This is a genomic window from Lelliottia sp. RD5 (assembly GCF_056032945.1).
In genome coordinates this window covers 1-16,564 of the sequence record NZ_JBVYHQ010000013.1, presented here as the reverse complement: position 1 = coordinate 16,564, position 16,564 = coordinate 1, and the positions used below count along the sequence as shown (strand labels likewise).

The 16,564-nt window shown below is 50.6% G+C and carries 13 protein-coding genes; 4 read left to right on the top strand and 9 right to left on the bottom strand.

The genetic code is table 11. From position 1 onward, the window contains the following. The first annotated feature begins 1 nt into the window (after window position 1). Together thiG and thiH are read left to right on the top strand one after the other, a co-directional pair. Window positions 2-772, top strand: a complete 771-nt coding sequence (gene thiG / locus AC0LWE_RS21940) for a thiazole synthase (RefSeq protein WP_202668808.1) — start codon at window positions 2-4, stop codon at window positions 770-772. Next, window positions 769-1,902: a 2-iminoacetate synthase ThiH gene (gene thiH, locus AC0LWE_RS21935; protein WP_202694816.1), complete on the top strand. Its 1,134-nt coding sequence runs from the start codon at window positions 769-771 to the stop codon at window positions 1,900-1,902. The genes thiG and thiH overlap by 4 nt, the downstream gene beginning before the upstream one ends. Before the next feature lie 268 nt (window positions 1,903-2,170). Here thiH and cspE read toward each other — a convergent pair whose 3' ends face one another. Continuing rightward, the gene (cspE, locus tag AC0LWE_RS21930; RefSeq protein ID WP_011915465.1) at window positions 2,171-2,383 is read right to left on the bottom strand and encodes a transcription antiterminator/RNA stability regulator CspE; all 213 of its coding nucleotides are present in this window, start codon (window positions 2,381-2,383) and stop codon (window positions 2,171-2,173) included. 1,179 nt (window positions 2,384-3,562) lie between these two features. Here cspE and AC0LWE_RS21925 point away from each other — a divergent pair. Continuing rightward, entirely contained in the window at window positions 3,563-3,871 is a 309-nt protein-coding gene (locus tag AC0LWE_RS21925) for a PTS sugar transporter subunit IIB (RefSeq protein WP_011915464.1), read from the top strand. Continuing rightward, window positions 3,872-4,189 carry a PTS lactose/cellobiose transporter subunit IIA gene (locus AC0LWE_RS21920; protein ID WP_011915463.1) on the top strand — a complete coding sequence of 106 codons (318 nt, stop codon included), beginning with the start codon at window positions 3,872-3,874 and terminating at the stop codon, window positions 4,187-4,189. Between the two features lie 71 nt (window positions 4,190-4,260). On the opposite strand, the gene rpoC is transcribed toward AC0LWE_RS21920, so the two are convergent. From rpoC to secE, 8 genes are all read right to left on the bottom strand, one after another. Next, window positions 4,261-8,484, bottom strand: coding sequence for a DNA-directed RNA polymerase subunit beta' (rpoC, locus tag AC0LWE_RS21915; RefSeq protein ID WP_059180774.1), 4,224 nt, complete (start codon window positions 8,482-8,484; stop codon window positions 4,261-4,263). A gap of 76 nt (window positions 8,485-8,560) precedes the next feature. Continuing rightward, window positions 8,561-12,589 (bottom strand): DNA-directed RNA polymerase subunit beta, encoded by a 4,029-nt coding sequence (gene rpoB, locus AC0LWE_RS21910; RefSeq protein WP_059180775.1) that lies wholly within the window; start codon window positions 12,587-12,589, stop codon window positions 8,561-8,563. A 319-nt stretch (window positions 12,590-12,908) separates the two neighbouring features. Next, window positions 12,909-13,274, bottom strand: a complete 366-nt coding sequence (gene rplL, locus AC0LWE_RS21905) for a 50S ribosomal protein L7/L12 (protein ID WP_011915460.1) — start codon at window positions 13,272-13,274, stop codon at window positions 12,909-12,911. A 66-nt stretch (window positions 13,275-13,340) separates the two neighbouring features. Then, window positions 13,341-13,838, bottom strand: a complete 498-nt coding sequence (gene rplJ, locus AC0LWE_RS21900) for a 50S ribosomal protein L10 (RefSeq protein ID WP_007704673.1) — start codon at window positions 13,836-13,838, stop codon at window positions 13,341-13,343. 290 nt (window positions 13,839-14,128) lie between these two features. Continuing rightward, a complete protein-coding gene (gene rplA / locus AC0LWE_RS21895; protein WP_059180776.1) occupies window positions 14,129-14,833 on the bottom strand; it encodes a 50S ribosomal protein L1 in 705 nt (234 codons plus the stop codon). Between the two features lie 3 nt (window positions 14,834-14,836). Further along, complete coding sequence (gene rplK / locus AC0LWE_RS21890) at window positions 14,837-15,265, bottom strand: 50S ribosomal protein L11 (RefSeq protein ID WP_011915458.1); 429 nt, start codon at window positions 15,263-15,265, stop codon at window positions 14,837-14,839. 154 nt (window positions 15,266-15,419) lie between these two features. Further along, the gene (gene nusG / locus AC0LWE_RS21885; protein ID WP_011915457.1) at window positions 15,420-15,965 is read right to left on the bottom strand and encodes a transcription termination/antitermination protein NusG; all 546 of its coding nucleotides are present in this window, start codon (window positions 15,963-15,965) and stop codon (window positions 15,420-15,422) included. Between the two features lies 1 nt (window position 15,966). Further along, a complete protein-coding gene (secE, locus tag AC0LWE_RS21880; protein ID WP_011915456.1) occupies window positions 15,967-16,350 on the bottom strand; it encodes a preprotein translocase subunit SecE in 384 nt (127 codons plus the stop codon). Window positions 16,351-16,564: the final 214 nt, after the last annotated feature.

Here is a 16,564-nt window from a genome sequence, read left to right as displayed (position 1 = left end):
GATGTTACGTATTGCTGATAAAACCTTTGATTCACATGTGTTTACCGGTACAGGAAAATTCGCCTCTCCACAGTTGATGGTGAACGCCATCCGCGAGAGTGGCAGCCAACTGGTGACGCTGGCGATGAAGCGCGTGGATCTGCGTAATCATAACGATGCCATTCTTGCGCCACTGCTGGAGGCCGGTGTGACCCTGCTGCCCAATACGTCTGGTGCAAAGACCGCTGAAGAGGCGATCTTTGCCGCACAGCTCGCGCGAGAGGCGTTGGGCACGAGCTGGCTGAAGCTCGAAATCCATCCGGATGCGCGCTGGTTAATGCCCGATCCTATCGAGACGCTGAAAGCCGCTGAATTGCTGGTCAAACAGGGATTTACCGTTTTGCCTTACTGCGGCGCAGACCCCGTTTTGTGTAAGCGCCTCGAAGAAGTGGGCTGCGCGGCGGTCATGCCACTCGGCGCACCTATCGGTTCAAACCAGGGGCTGGAGACCCGTGCGATGCTGGAGATCATTATCGAACAAGCCACTATTCCGGTGGTGGTGGATGCCGGTATCGGCGTGCCAAGCCACGCGGCACAGGCGCTGGAGATGGGAGCAGACGCGGTCTTGGTCAACACCGCGATTGCGGTGGCTGACGATCCGGTGATGATGGCGCGCGCCTTTCGTCTGGCGGTAGAAGCCGGTGTATTGGCGCGGCAATCAGGGCCAGGGTCTCGCCGAACACAGGCACAGGCCAGCAGCCCGCTAACCGGATTTCTGGAGGCGTACTCATGAGCACCTTTGTCGAACGCTGGCGACAACTCAATTGGGATGAGATCCGCCTGCGGATCAACAGCAAAAAACCTGCAGATGTTGAGCGTGCGCTGCATGCGCGCCATCCCACCCGCGAAGACATGATGGCACTGCTCTCCCCCGCTGCCAGCGCTTATCTGGAACCCATGGCACAACGTGCACAGCAGCTGACCCGCCAGCGATTCGGCAATACGGTCGGTTTTTACGTGCCACTCTATCTTTCCAATCTCTGCGCCAACGACTGTACCTATTGCGGCTTTTCGATGAGCAACCACATTAAGCGTAAAACCCTTGATGAGGTCGAGATCGCACGCGAGTGTGCGGCGATCCGCGAAATGGGGTTTGAGCATATTTTGTTAGTAACGGGGGAGCATCAGGGAAAAGTCGGAATGGACTATTTTCGGCGTCATTTCCCGGCTATTCGCCGCCAGTTCGCTTCATTGCAGATGGAAGTCCAGCCGCTGTCTGAGGACGAATATGCCGAACTTAAAACGCTAGGGCTGGACGGTGTGATGGTCTATCAGGAGACCTATCACGAAAAAATATACGCTCAGCATCACCTGAAGGGAAAAAAACAGGACTTCTTTTTTCGCCTGGAAACGCCGGACCGGCTCGGGCGGGCGGGAATTGATAAAATCGGCCTTGGCGCGCTGACGGGGCTGTCAGACAGCTGGCGGGTTGACAACTATATGGTGGCGGAGCATCTGCTATGGTTACAGCAACATTACTGGCAGAGCCGTTACTCGATCTCTTTCCCTCGTCTACGTCCTTGTACTGGCGGTATCGAGCCGGCATCGATCATGGATGAACGACAGCTGGTGCAGGTTATTTGTGCCTTTCGTTTACTGGCACCGGATGTGGAATTATCGTTATCAACGCGGGAAGCGCCCGACTTTCGCGATCGGGTCATTCCGTTGGCGATTAATAACGTCAGCGCGTTTTCGAAAACACAGCCGGGCGGCTACGCCGATGATCATCCTGAGCTGGAGCAATTTGCCCCTCATGATGGCCGTCGTCCTGAAGATGTTGCAAAGGCGCTTACGGCACAAGGGTTACAGCCGGTGTGGAAAGACTGGGATAGCTGGCTGGGGCGCGCCTCGCAGCTTCGTTGAAACGCTGTGCAACGACGCGGAAATTTGACAAAGCGGCTCGTAATAACGTGAGCAAGTGATTGTCGGACGAGGTGCGATTTTTTACTCTTATGCCGTCAGCAACGGATGCTGACCAGGGCGAAAAGCTCTTCCTCGTTTCGCCCTGCCTTCACATGATGGATGCCAGAAACGAAAAAACCCGCCATGGCGGGTTTTTTATTCACTATCACTTATCTGCTCAGGCTCTGGCCTTCATCGCTATTGTAAGCGCTAGCGAGATTATCGGCGATTACAGCGCGATAACGTTAACCGCTGACGGGCCTTTAGCGCCGTTCTCGATTGAGAACTCAACTTTCTGGCCTTCGTCTAAGGTTTTGAAATCGCTGCTCTGGATCGCTGAAAAATGTACGAATACATCTTTGCTGCCATCCTGAGGAGTGATGAAGCCAAAACCTTTTTCTGGGTTAAACCATTTTACTAAACCAGTCATTTTGTTAGACATAGATATTTCCTTTCTTATTTTAGAGCCACTCACGCGGCGAATTTGGCCTGTTTTTCAGAGTTTAACTTATGCGGCACTTAGGAGGAGGCTCATGAAGAAGGGGTATCCAGGATAACGCTTGAACTGAGGACTGCTTTACTAAAACTGCTTTCATAAGGTCTGTGTTCCAAACCGATGACGCATAGTAGGCTTGGTTTGATTTATTAAGCAAGGATTAATTTTCAACTGTTCTGGAGGCGTAAAACGAAAAGCTGCTGACAAGCGAAGCGAAAGACACGTTTTAGAAAGGCTGGATCTTATTGAATCTACAGATAAAAGCCCTGACCGTTGCAGCCAGGGCTTTTATGGTACTACGAACTTCAGATTTAACATTAATTGACTTAATAGTATTTACTGCTAATGGTACTGCTTTTAAATGTACACGTTTATTACAGATAATATTGGATACTGATACTAACTAATAGGCTCCTCTATTTACCGTTATACATATCCCGTCGGCCTGATAAAAGAACTCAAGGGCGACGACTTAAACAAGTACACTCCCCATCGCGACATATACTCTTTGATGCGTGGCCTTACTGCCGTTGCGACATTCTCTCAAAAAACATCGCAAATAGTACTAAAAAACATAGCCTTACATCGTCGCGCTTTATTCACTACTTTGCGATTTCATCTATCAACTACATGGCCTTTAAAGCATTAGCGAAGCAAGAATATTGGTTCATCTCACGTCGACTATCCCAAACAACAATACTTCGTGGCCTTCATCGCAATCCCCAGTAATACTCAACTTATATTTCCTGGATAAACAGCGAACTAGTTTCTCTCTGCTGTTGAGTACTAAGTTACTCACTTCCAAAATCAAGTCAATACTGTTTTTAATAACATGTTTTTTTTGACAGTAGTCATCAAATTATTCATCCGGGCGAATTTCATAGAGATTTTTTATAAGAGCCACAACAGATAAAGACACGGCATCGAGCCCTCACTTTCCCGTGACTAACCCACCTTGGGCCATGCCCACAGCTGAAGAAAAATTTCATATCGCGCTAAAATTGAAACCGGTTTCATTCAATTCCGATTTCTTTGTGATGCCTGACACACAATCGGGGTAAAGCGGTTGTTGAAGCCGTCTGCACGGGATAATTATCATTAAACACATATAGATCGAGGCTGACTATGAAGAATATCGTTTTGTGTTGTGCTGCGGGAATGTCTACCAGCATGTTGGTTCAGCGTATGAAAGACGCTGCGCAAAAAAAAGGTGTTGAAGTCACTATCAAAGCCGTTCCGGTTGCAGAGTTTAAAGACTATATCGCCACAGCCGACATCGTATTACTGGGGCCACAGGTAAAATACGAACTGGCAAAACTTCAGGCTCAGGCTGAACCGCTGGGTAAACAGGTCGCGGTGATCGATATGATGGATTACGGCATGATGAAAGGTGATGTCGTCCTTGAAAAAGCGCTTAAACTGCTGGAGCAATGAATGGAAGATTTAGAAACAACCATCATGGAGTTGCTGGTAAACGCCGGCGCTGCGCGCAGTGCTGCGCTGACGGCACTGCAACTCGCACGTAAAGGCGAGTTTGACGAAGCCGAAAAAGCGATGGAAGAGTCGCGCGAATATGTCAAACATGCGCACGTTATCCAGACACAGCTTATTGGGTTGGACGAGGGAACAGGAAAACTTCCGGTAAATTTGATTACCGTCCACTCTCAGGATCACCTGATGAATGCGATGGTGATTCAGGATTTGGCAGGTGACATGATCGAACTCTATCGCCGGTTGCCGCTTCTGAAGTAACCCTTTTCTCCCTTTTTTGTCAGACATAAAAAAACCCGCCGAAGCGGGTTTTTTATTAGCTCAAAGCACGATTAATCGTTATCAGAGCCGCCCAGACCTGCGTTCAGCAGTTCTGCCAGGCTTGCAGAAGCATCTTCCGCAGTGACCTGAGGTGCAGCTGGCAGTTCGCCCGCAGCACGACGACGCATACGATCCTGGTGATACGCATAACCCGTACCCGCTGGGATCAGACGACCCACGATAACGTTCTCTTTCAGACCGCGCAGTTCATCACGTTTGCCCGCAACAGCAGCTTCGGTCAGGACACGAGTGGTCTCCTGGAACGATGCAGCAGAGATGAAGGACTCGGTTGCCAGAGACGCTTTGGTGATACCCAGCAAGTCACGGGAGAACAACGCCGCCACTTTGCCATTCGCTTCCAGATCGCGGTTCGCAATCTTGACGCGAGAGTATTCAACCTGCTCGCCTTCCAGGAAGTCGGAGCTTCCAGCGCTATCGATGGTTGCTTTACGCAGCATCTGACGAACGATAACTTCAATGTGTTTATCGTTAATCTTAACGCCTTGCAGACGGTAAACATCCTGTACTTCGTTGGTGATATAACGCGTTACCGCGTGTACACCACGAAGACGCAGAATGTCGTGTGGAGCTTCTGGACCATCGGAAACCACATCACCACGTTCTACACGTTCACCTTCAAATACGTTGAGCTGACGCCATTTTGGAATCATCTCTTCGTAAGGCTCGCTACCGTCTAACGGGGTGATAACCAGACGACGTTTGCCTTTGGTTTCTTTACCGAAGGAAATGATACCGGTAATTTCCGCAAGGATTGCAGGCTCTTTCGGACGACGTGCTTCGAACAGGTCAGCAACGCGTGGCAGACCACCGGTAATATCCTTGGTACCGCTGGATTCCTGAGGAATACGTGCCAGAGCGTCACCCGCACTGATCTGGATACCATCTTCCAACTGAACAATCGCTTTACCTGGCAGGAAGTACTGAGCAGGCATATCGGTGCCTGGGATCAGAACATCATTACCGTTGGCATCAACGATTTTCAACGCTGGACGCAGATCTTTACCGCCCGCGGTACGTTCTGCAGAATCCAGAACAACCAAGGAAGACAGACCGGTCAGTTCGTCGGTCTGACGAGTAATCGTCTGGCCGTCGATCATATCGGTGAAGCGAATGAAACCACTCACTTCGGTGATAACTGGCATGGTGTGTGGATCCCAGTTTGCTACGGTTTCGCCGCCTGCAACCTGCTCGCCATCGCCTTTGCCCATTACCGCACCGTAAGGCACTTTGTAGCTTTCTTTGGTACGACCAAATTCGTCGATCAGCTTCAGCTCGGTGTTACGAGAAGTCACTACCAGTTTACCGGCAGAGTTCACAACAGACTTCGCGTTGCTGAGCTTGATGCTACCTTTGTTTTTCACCTGGATGCTGGATTCAGCAGCAGAACGAGATGCCGCACCACCGATGTGGAACGTACGCATCGTCAGCTGTGTACCCGGTTCACCGATGGACTGTGCCGCGATAACCCCGATTGCTTCACCTTTGTTGATGATGTGACCACGAGCCAGGTCGCGACCATAGCAGTGTGCACAGACGCCAAAGTCAGTTTCGCAACCTACAACGGAACGTACTTTCACGCTATCAACAGAGTTGAGTTCTAACAGGTCACACCATTGCTCATCGAGCAGGGTGTTACGTGTCACCAGGATATCAGCCGTACCCGGCTTGATGATATCTTCAGCCGTTACACGACCCAGAACGCGGTCGCGCAGTGGTTCTTTAACGTCGCCACCCTCGATAACCGGAGTCATCAGGATGCCTTCGTGGGTTCCACAGTCATCTTCGGTCACAACCAGATCCTGCGCGACGTCAACCAGACGACGAGTCAGATAACCGGAGTTAGCCGTTTTCAGTGCGGTATCCGCCAGACCTTTACGCGCACCGTGCGTGGAGATGAAGTACTGAAGTACGTTCAGACCTTCACGGAAGTTCGCGGTGATTGGCGTTTCGATGATTGAGCCATCTGGCTTAGCCATCAGACCACGCATACCTGCCAGCTGACGAATCTGTGCTGCTGAACCACGCGCACCGGAGTCGGCCATCATGTAGATGCTGTTGAAGGAAACCTGCTGCTCTTCTACGCCGTCACGGTTAGTTACGGTTTCAGTTTGCAGGTTATCCATCATCGCTTTGGATACACGATCGTTCGCCGCTGCCCAGATATCGATAACTTTGTTGTAACGCTCACCTGCGGTTACCAGACCAGACTGGAACTGCTCCTGAATCTCAGCAACTTCCGCTTCCGCTTCAGAGATGATCTCAGTTTTCTTGGCTGGGATGACCATGTCATCGATACCAACGGAGACACCTGAACGCGCTGCATAAGCAAAGCCGGTGTACATCGTTTGGTCAGCAAAGATTACCGTAGGCTTCAGACCCAGAATACGGTAACAGGTGTTCAGCATTTTGGAGATTGCCTTCTTGCCCAGCGCCTGGTTGACGATAGAGTAAGGCAGACCTTTCGGTACGATCATCCACAAAATCGCACGACCTACGGTAGTGTCGATAATGCTGGTTTTAGCAACGAACTCGTCGTTAGCATCTTTTTCGTATTCAGTGATACGCACTTTGACGCGCGCATGCAGTGAGGCCAGACCTGCGCGATAAATACGCTCAGCTTCTTTAGGGCCAGACAGCACCATGCCTTCGCCTTTGGCGTTAACACAGTCACGGGTCATGTAGTACAGACCCAATACAACGTCCTGAGACGGAACGATGATTGGCTCGCCGTTCGCAGGTGACAGGATGTTGTTGGTAGACATCATCAGCGCACGCGCTTCCAACTGAGCTTCAAGCGTCAGTGGAACGTGTACTGCCATCTGGTCACCATCGAAGTCGGCGTTATAAGCCGCACAAACCAGCGGGTGCAGCTGGATAGCTTTACCTTCGATCAGTACGGGCTCAAATGCCTGGATACCCAAACGGTGCAGAGTTGGTGCACGGTTCAGCAGTACCGGGTGTTCGCGGATAACTTCGTCCAGGATATCCCAAACGACAGCTTCTTCACGCTCAACCATCTTCTTCGCAGCTTTAATGGTGGTAGCAAGACCACGCAGCTCCAGCTTGCCGTAGATGAACGGTTTGAACAGCTCCAGTGCCATTTTCTTCGGCAGACCGCACTGATGCAGACGCAGGTATGGACCTACGGTGATAACAGAACGACCAGAGTAGTCAACACGCTTACCGAGCAAGTTCTGACGGAAACGACCCTGTTTACCTTTGATCATATCGGCCAAAGATTTCAGAGGACGTTTGTTAGAACCTGTAATCGCACGACCACGACGACCGTTATCCAGCAGGGCATCAACGGCTTCCTGCAGCATACGTTTTTCGTTACGTACGATGATGTCAGGCGCAGCCAGGTCGAGCAGGCGTTTCAGACGGTTGTTACGGTTAATGACGCGACGATACAGATCGTTCAGGTCAGACGTCGCAAAACGACCACCATCCAGCGGAACCAATGGACGCAGATCTGGCGGCAGAACCGGCAGAACCGTCAGGATCATCCACTCTGGCTTGTTACCAGACAGGACAAACGCTTCCAACAGTTTGATACGCTTGGTCAGTTTTTTACGCTTGGTTTCGGAGTTAGTTTCGTTCAGCTCCTGACGAAGCTGCTCGCACTCTTGTTCCAGATCCATGTTTTTCAACAAGGCCTGGATCGCTTCCGCACCCATCTTCGCGTCAAATTCGTCACCGAACTCTTCCAGCGCGTCCAGATACTGTTCTTCGGTCAGAATCTGATTACGTTCCAGATTCGTCATACCGCCTTCGATAACTACATAAGATTCGAAGTACAGAACACGTTCGATATCGCGCAGCGGCATATCCAGCAGCAGGCCGATACGGGACGGCAGAGATTTCAGGAACCAGATGTGAGCAGTCGGAGACGCCAGCTCGATGTGGCCCATGCGTTCACGACGCACTTTAGTCTGGGTCACTTCAACGCCGCACTTCTCACAGATCACACCACGGTGTTTCAGGCGCTTGTACTTACCGCACAGGCACTCGTAGTCTTTTACTGGCCCGAAAATACGCGCACAGAAAAGGCCGTCACGCTCAGGTTTGAACGTACGGTAGTTGATGGTTTCCGGCTTCTTAACTTCACCGAAAGACCATGAACGGATCATGTCTGGCGAGGCCAGAGCAATTTTGATCGCATCAAACTCTTCGGTTTTAGTCTGCGCTTTCAGAAACTTTAATAAATCTTTCACGGATTTGCTCCCGTCGGAGTTAGCACAATCTGGTGCCGGGTATTACGCCGGCACCAGTGACCTGTTTGAGCGAGAGTTACTCGTCTTCCAGCTCGATGTTGATACCCAGGGAACGGATCTCTTTCAACAGTACGTTGAAGGATTCCGGCATGCCCGGTTCCATCTGATGGTTGCCGTCCACGATGTTTTTATACATCTTGGTACGACCATTCACGTCATCAGACTTAACGGTAAGCATTTCCTGCAGGGTGTATGCCGCGCCATATGCTTCAAGCGCCCACACTTCCATCTCACCGAAGCGCTGACCACCGAACTGAGCCTTACCACCCAGCGGCTGCTGAGTAACGAGGCTGTAAGAACCGGTAGAACGCGCATGCATCTTGTCATCAACCAAGTGGTTCAGTTTCAGCATGTACATATAGCCAACGGTAACCTGGCGCTCGAATTGCTCACCAGTACGACCGTCGAACAGCGTGATCTGACCGGAAGTCGGCAGGCCACCCAGCTGTAACAGCTCTTTGATTTCAGACTCTTTCGCACCGTCAAAGACTGGCGTTGCGATTGGCATACCTTTTTTCAGGTTCTCAGCCAGACGCAGAACTTCATCATCACTGAAGGTGTTCAGGTCAACTTTCTGACGAACATCAGTGCCCAGATCGTACGCACGCTGAATGAACTCGCGCAGTTTCGCGACTTCTTCCTGCTGCTTCAGCATGGCGTTGATTTTCTCGCCGATACCTTTAGCAGCCATACCCAGGTGGGTTTCGAGGATCTGACCAATGTTCATACGAGACGGTACGCCCAGCGGGTTCAGTACGATATCTACCGGCGTACCGTTAGCATCGTGCGGCATATCTTCGATCGGGTTGATCTTAGAAATTACACCCTTGTTACCGTGACGACCTGCCATTTTATCACCAGGCTGAATCTGACGTTTAACTGCCAGATAGACCTTAACAATCTTCAGCACGCCTGGTGCCAGATCATCGCCCTGAGTGATTTTACGGCGTTTCGCTTCGAGTTTTTTCTCGAACTCGTGTTTCAGTTCGTCATACTGCTCAGCCAGTTGTTCCAGCTGATTTTGTTTCTCTTCGTCGGTCAGGCCCAGTTCAAGCCAGCGATCGCGTGGCAGTTTGTCAAGCTTCTCAGCTTCAACACCACCAGAGACCAGCACCGCGTAGATACGACTAAACAGGCCAGCTTCGAGGATCTGCAGTTCTTCAGACAGGTCTTTCTTCGCCTGCTTCAGCTGCATCTCTTCGATTTCAAGCGCACGTTTGTCTTTTTCTACGCCATCACGAGTAAAGACCTGAACGTCGATGATCGTACCGGAAACACCGTTTGGTACACGCAGAGAAGAGTCTTTAACGTCAGACGCTTTCTCGCCGAAGATTGCACGCAGCAGTTTCTCTTCTGGCGTCAGCTGGGTTTCACCTTTCGGCGTTACCTTACCAACCAGAATGTCGCCGCCGGTCACTTCTGCACCGATGTAAACGATACCGGATTCATCCAGTTTAGAGAGCGCAGCTTCACCCACGTTCGGGATATCAGCAGTGATCTCTTCAGGCCCCAGCTTGGTGTCACGGGACACACATGCCAGTTCCTGAATGTGAATCGTGGTGAAACGATCTTCCTGAACCACACGCTCGGAGACGAGGATGGAGTCTTCGAAGTTGTAACCATTCCACGGCATGAACGCTACGCGCATGTTCTGACCGAGTGCCAGTTCACCGAGATCGGTAGACGGACCATCAGCCAGCACGTCGCCGCGCTCAACTGGCTCACCCAGAGACACACATGGCATCTGGTTGATACAGGTGTTCTGGTTAGAACGGGTGTATTTGGTCAGGTTGTAGATGTCGATACCCGCTTCGCCTGGGTACATCTCGTCTTCGTTAACTTTGATAACGATACGGGAAGCATCAACGTACTGAACGGTACCGCCACGTTTCGCAACCGCAGTTACACCGGAGTCAACGGCAACAGCACGTTCCATACCGGTACCAACCAGCGGCTTATCAGCGCGCAGAGTCGGAACCGCCTGACGTTGCATGTTCGCACCCATCAATGCACGGTTGGCGTCATCGTGTTCCAGGAATGGAATCAGTGACGCACCAACAGAAACGATCTGCTGGGTCGAAACGTCCATATAATCCACCTGATCATTGCTGAACAAGCTGGATTCGCCTTTGCTACGGCAGGTAACGAGATCGTCAACGAAACGACCTTCTTCGTCCAGGTTGGTGTTCGCCTGAGCGATGACGTAGTTACCTTCTTCGATAGCAGACAGGTAATGGATTTCGTCGGTCACAACACCGTCAGTCACTTTACGGTACGGCGTTTCGAGGAAGCCGTATTCGTTTGTCTGTGCGTACACGGACAAGGAGTTGATCAGACCGATGTTTGGACCTTCAGGCGTTTCGATTGGACACACGCGACCGTAGTGAGTCGGGTGTACGTCTCGAACTTCAAAGCCTGCGCGTTCACGGGTCAAACCGCCCGGGCCAAGTGCAGAGATACGACGTTTGTGCGTAATCTCAGACAGCGGGTTGTTCTGGTCCATAAACTGTGAGAGCTGGCTGGAACCGAAGAACTCTTTCACTGCTGCAGAGATTGGCTTGGCGTTGATCATATCTTGAGGCATCAGGGTATCCAGATCGCCCAGAGACAGACGCTCTTTAACCGCACGCTCTACACGTACCAGGCCAACGCGGAATTGGTTTTCCGCCATTTCGCCAACGGAACGGATACGACGGTTGCCGAGGTGGTCGATATCATCCACTTCGCCTTTGCCGTTACGGATATCAATGAGCTTCTTCATCACTTCGATGATGTCTTCTTTGCTCAGGATACCGGAACCTTCAATCGCATCACGCAGCAGAGAACGGTTGAACTTCATACGACCAACCGCAGACAGATCGTAGCGGTCTTCAGAGAAGAACAGGTTCTCAAACAGGTTTTCAGCTGCTTCGCGAGTTGGCGGCTCACCAGGACGCATCATGCGGTAGATTTCTACCAGTGCGCTCAAACGATCGCTGGTTGGGTCGACACGTATAGTCTCAGAGATATACGCACCATGATCCAGGTCGTTGGTGAACAGCGTTTCAATGCGCTTGTGGCCAGACTGGCTCAGCTTAGCCAACAGATCCAGGCTCAGCTCCATGTTGGCTGGGCAGATCAGTTCGCCAGTTGAAGCGTCAACGTAATCTTTTGCGGCAACTTTTCCGGCAATGTATTCAACCGGAACTTCGATCTGCTTGATGTCATCTTTTTCGAGCTGGCGAATGTGGCGCGCAGTAATACGGCGACCTTTTTCCACATACACTTTGCCGTCGAATTCGATATCAAACGAGGCGGTTTCACCACGCAGACGCTCCGGCAACAGCTCCATTTGCAGCTTGTTGTCGCGAATTTCGAAGATAACTTTCTCAAAGAACAGATCAAGAATCTGCTCAGTGGTGTATTGCAGCGCACGCAAAATGATGGTTGCTGGCAGTTTACGACGACGGTCGATACGGACAAACAGGTTGTCTTTCGGATCGAATTCGAAGTCCAGCCATGAACCACGGTAAGGGATGATACGTGCGTTATACAGTACTTTACCGGATGAGTGCGTTTTACCTTTATCACTGTCGAAGAAGACGCCCGGGCTACGATGCAGCTGGGAAACGATAACACGCTCAGTACCGTTGATAACGAAAGTACCGTTGTCAGTCATGAGTGGAATTTCACCCATGTAGACTTCTTGTTCTTTGATGTCTTTAACGGTGCCTTCCGGCGCTTCACGCTCATAGACAACCAGGCGCAGTTTCACGCGCAGCGGTGCAGAATAGGTCACACCACGGATCTGACATTCCTGAACGTCAAATACCGGTTCGCCAAGACGGTAGCTGACATATTGCAGCTCAGAATTACCGCTATAGCTTTTGATTGGGAATACGGAACGGAAAGCTGCTTCCAGACCATACTGCCCTTCAGGATCTTGCTCGATAAACTTCTGGAACGAGTCAAGCTGGATAGAAAGGAGATAAGGTATATCCAAAACTTGTGGACGTTTACCAAAATCCTTACGAATACGTTTTTTCTCGGTATAGGAGTAAACCATTAGGGTTCCTCAGCTCGCTGACAAGTCGACCCATCTGCCCGACGGAGGGACAGTTTGTGCAACACCATTTTGTTGATCGGAAAATTGAATACTTTCCGCAATACCTGTTGCTATCACGCTTAAACCATTTCGTTGCAATTTACACAGCCCGTGAGGCTGTCGCAGTATATTAAGACGTCGATAGAAACAAGCATTGTCAGGACAGCCAGCAGTCAAACAGTGTGAAATGCTACTGGCGCCTTACAGCGCAAAAAGGCTGGTGACTAAAAAGTCACCAGCCATCAGCCTAATTTCTCAGGCTGCAACCGGAAGGGTTGGCTTATTTAACTTCAACTTCAGCGCCAGCTTCTTCCAGAGATTTTTTCAGTGCTTCTGCGTCATCTTTGCTCACGCCTTCTTTCAGAGCGGCTGGAGCAGATTCTACCAGGTCTTTAGCTTCTTTCAGACCCAGGCCAGTTGCGCCACGTACAGCTTTGATAACTGCAACTTTGTTCGCGCCAATACCTTTCAGAATAACGTCGAATTCAGTTTTCTCTTCAGCAGCTTCAGCTGGGCCAGCAGCTACAGCTACAGCAGCAGCAGCAGAAACGCCGAATTTTTCTTCCATTGCAGAGATCAGTTCTACAACGTCCATTACGGACATAGCTGCAACTGCTTCAATGATTTGATCTTTAGTGATAGACATTTAAATTGTTCCTGAAAATCAGAATAAGTTTATACGTAAGCGAATGCTTTATAAAGATAACGGCTATTAAGCCGCTTCTTTCGCATCGCGAACAGCAGCCAGAGTGCGAACCAGTTTGCCAGCCGAAGCTTCTTTCATGGTTGCCATCAGGCGTGCAATTGCTTCTTCGTAGGTCGGCAGTGTAGCCAGGCGATCGATTTGCGATGCCGGGATCAACTCACCTTCAAAGGCTGCGGCTTTGACCTCAAATTTTGCATTCGCTTTCGCGAAATCTTTGAACAGACGAGCAGCTGCGCCCGGGTGTTCCATAGAATATGCAATCAGGGTCGGACCAACGAACGCGTCTTTCAGGCACTCAAACTGAGTACCTTCAACAACACGGCGCAGCAAGGTGTTACGAACAACACGCATGTATACGCCGGCTTCGCGACCTGCTTTACGCAGTTCAGTCATTTTGTCTACAGTAACGCCACGGGAATCCGCAACTACTGCAGACAGCGCGCCTTTGGCTACTTCGCTGACTTCAGCAACAATCGCTTGTTTGTCTTGAAGATTTAAAGCCATTAGCTTTGCTCCTGGATGTTTGCCAGGGCTCATGCCCTGGAACTCACTTCACTCTTCTCAAAGAAAAGAGCGTCTTAATACGGTGAGCAGAAACAAGCCAGAGTATCAGAAATAATCTTAGCGTTCTGTCACCGTCTACGCAGGGGATTAAGCCTCTTACGAGACACCTGCGGTCTTCGACGGAGGCCTGGATCAGGCCAGGCTCCAACGAACAATTCTTTTACCTGCTAACTTTTGTTAGCAAACATGGGGGTAAGATTGTAGACAAATCCACCGCCCACGTAAAGGTATTAGTTTGCTACAGCAGTCAAGCCAGCCTGATCTACTGCAACGCCTGCGCCCATGGTGGTGGACAGGCTAATTTTCTTGATGTACACGCCTTTAGCCTGTGTAGGTTTCGCTTTTTTCAGCGCAACCAGCAGAGATTCCAGGTTTTCTTTCAATTTTTCGGTTTCGAAGTCCACTTTACCGATGGTAGTGTGGATGATACCGTTTTTGTCGTTACGATAACGAACCTGACCTGCTTTAGCGTTCTTAACCGCTTCAGCAACGTTAGGCGTTACAGTACCAACTTTAGGGTTTGGCATCAGGCCACGTGGACCCAGAACCTGGCCCAGCTGGCCAACAACGCGCATTGCATCCGGAGAAGCAATAACAACGTCAAAGTTCATTTCGCCTTTCTTGATCTGATCAGCCAGATCTTCCATACCTACCAGTTCAGCGCCTGCAGCTTTAGCAGCTTCAGCGTTTGCACCCTGAGCAAATACAGCTACGCGAACGGAACGGCCAGTACCGTTTGGCAGTACAGTTGCACCACGAACGTTCTGATCAGATTTACGCGCATCAATGCCGAGGTTAACAGCAACGTCAACGCTTTCTACGAACTTAGCAGTAGCCAGTTCTTTCAGCAGTGCGATAGCTTCGGTGATGTCGTACTGTTTGGTCGCATCAACTTTGTCACGAATTACGGACATGCGCTTGGTCAGTTTAGCCATTTCTTAATCCTCCACTACCAGGCCCATGGAACGTGCAGTACCTTCAATGGAGCGAGTCATCGCTTCAATGTCAGAACCAGTCATGTCGGCAGCTTTGGTCTGCGCGATTTCCTGCAGCTGAGTGCGGGAAATTTTACCAACTTTGTCTTTGTTCGGCTTACCGGAACCAGACTTGATACCAGCCGCTTTTTTCAGCAGAACTGCTGCCGGCGGGGTCTTGGTAATGAAGGTGAAAGAACGGTCAGCGTAAACGGTGATGACAACCGGAGTTGGCAGGCCTTTTTCCAGGGATTCAGTTTTGGCATTGAACGCTTTACAGAATTCCATGATGTTAACGCCCTGTTGACCCAGTGCTGGACCAACCGGTGGACTCGGGTTTGCCATACCAGCTGCAACCTGCAGCTTAACGTAGGCTTGTACTTTCTTAGCCATTCTAAAATCCTCTAATTGGGTTATAGCGCCTCGATGAGGCTCCCCGTGATAAAATTCGTTTTACGGGCGTAACCCATAAAAACAAAAGGCGCGAAATTGTATTCCAATCTCGCGCCCTGTGCAACGATTAAATCGTCGCTTTTTTACTCGGCTACTAGGCTTTTTCGACCTGGGCAAAGTCCAGTTCTACCGGGGTCGCACGACCAAAGATAGAAACGGAAACTGTCAGACGGGACTTTTCATAGTCCACATCTTCAACCACGCCGTTAAAGTCAGCAAACGGACCATCACTAACACGAACCATTTCACCCGGCTCAAACAGCGTTTTAGGACGCGGCTTATCACCAACCTGCTGCAGGCGGTTCATAATCGCATCGACTTCTTTGTCGCTGATTGGCGCTGGACGGTCGGAAGTGCCGCCGATAAAGCCCATTACGCGTGGTACGCTGCGCACGAGGTGCCAGCTTGCATCGTCCATCACCATCTGGACCAGCACGTAACCTGGGAAGAATTTGCGCTCGCTTTTGCGACGCTGGCCACCACGGATCTCGACGACTTCTTCAGTCGGAACCATGACTTCGCCAAACAACTCTTCCATATTGTGTAATTTGATATGCTCACGCAGCGAAGTGGCTACGCGGCCTTCAAAACCGGAGAACGCCTGAACGACGTACCAGCGCTTTTTAGGGGCTTCAGACATCTTAGAACCTCAGGCCAGTGATAAAGGATACCAGGCGAACCAGAATACCATCTAGTCCCCACAGGATCAGTGACATTACAGCAGTCACCGCTGCCACGATCAGCGTGGTGTGCAATGTTTCCTGGCGAGTAGGCCAAATGACCTTGCGAACTTCGGTTCGCGCTTCGCGGGCAAAAGCAACTGTCGCTTTACCTTTTGTCGTCAACAGCGCGACACCACCCGCTGCAGCAATAAGAATTACTACGGCCAGCGCACGCAGCGGCAGCATCATGTCACGATAAAGGAAGTTGCCAACGATAGCTACGATCAGCAGCACGGCTACAACTACCCACTTCATCGCTTCCAGGCCGCGACCGCTCCCTTGAGCTTCGGTATTCGCACTCATAAACCAACCTGTCAGAAGAATTCTACAAACATTTTCACCCCGCGATTGCGAGGCGAGCCAAGCCGAAATGCACTGCAGCTTTTCGGACTAAACGCCCTCTACAGAGCCTGTCTCAGCAATGATTATGACAAAAAAAATCACTGATGAGCCAGGTTCTGGTTCGAAAGCGTGCAAAAAGGGCATCAAATGATGCCCTTTTAATGCGCATTACGTC

What these genes read in the sequence shown, in the direction of transcription:
- thiG (WP_202668808.1), top strand. Translation starts at nt 2, where the DNA reads ATGTTACGTATTGCTGATAAAACCTTTGATTCACATGTGTTTACCGGT.
- thiH (WP_202694816.1), top strand. Translation starts at nt 769, where the DNA reads ATGAGCACCTTTGTCGAACGCTGGCGACAACTCAATTGGGATGAGATC.
- cspE (WP_011915465.1), bottom strand. Translation starts at nt 2,383, where the DNA reads ATGTCTAACAAAATGACTGGTTTAGTAAAATGGTTTAACCCAGAAAAA.
- AC0LWE_RS21925 (WP_011915464.1), top strand. Translation starts at nt 3,563, where the DNA reads ATGAAGAATATCGTTTTGTGTTGTGCTGCGGGAATGTCTACCAGCATG.
- AC0LWE_RS21920 (WP_011915463.1), top strand. Translation starts at nt 3,872, where the DNA reads ATGGAAGATTTAGAAACAACCATCATGGAGTTGCTGGTAAACGCCGGC.
- rpoB (WP_059180775.1), bottom strand. Translation starts at nt 12,589, where the DNA reads ATGGTTTACTCCTATACCGAGAAAAAACGTATTCGTAAGGATTTTGGT.
- rplL (WP_011915460.1), bottom strand. Translation starts at nt 13,274, where the DNA reads ATGTCTATCACTAAAGATCAAATCATTGAAGCAGTTGCAGCTATGTCC.
- rplJ (WP_007704673.1), bottom strand. Translation starts at nt 13,838, where the DNA reads ATGGCTTTAAATCTTCAAGACAAACAAGCGATTGTTGCTGAAGTCAGC.
- rplA (WP_059180776.1), bottom strand. Translation starts at nt 14,833, where the DNA reads ATGGCTAAACTGACCAAGCGCATGTCCGTAATTCGTGACAAAGTTGAT.
- rplK (WP_011915458.1), bottom strand. Translation starts at nt 15,265, where the DNA reads ATGGCTAAGAAAGTACAAGCCTACGTTAAGCTGCAGGTTGCAGCTGGT.
- nusG (WP_011915457.1), bottom strand. Translation starts at nt 15,965, where the DNA reads ATGTCTGAAGCCCCTAAAAAGCGCTGGTACGTCGTTCAGGCGTTCTCC.
- secE (WP_011915456.1), bottom strand. Translation starts at nt 16,350, where the DNA reads ATGAGTGCGAATACCGAAGCTCAAGGGAGCGGTCGCGGCCTGGAAGCG.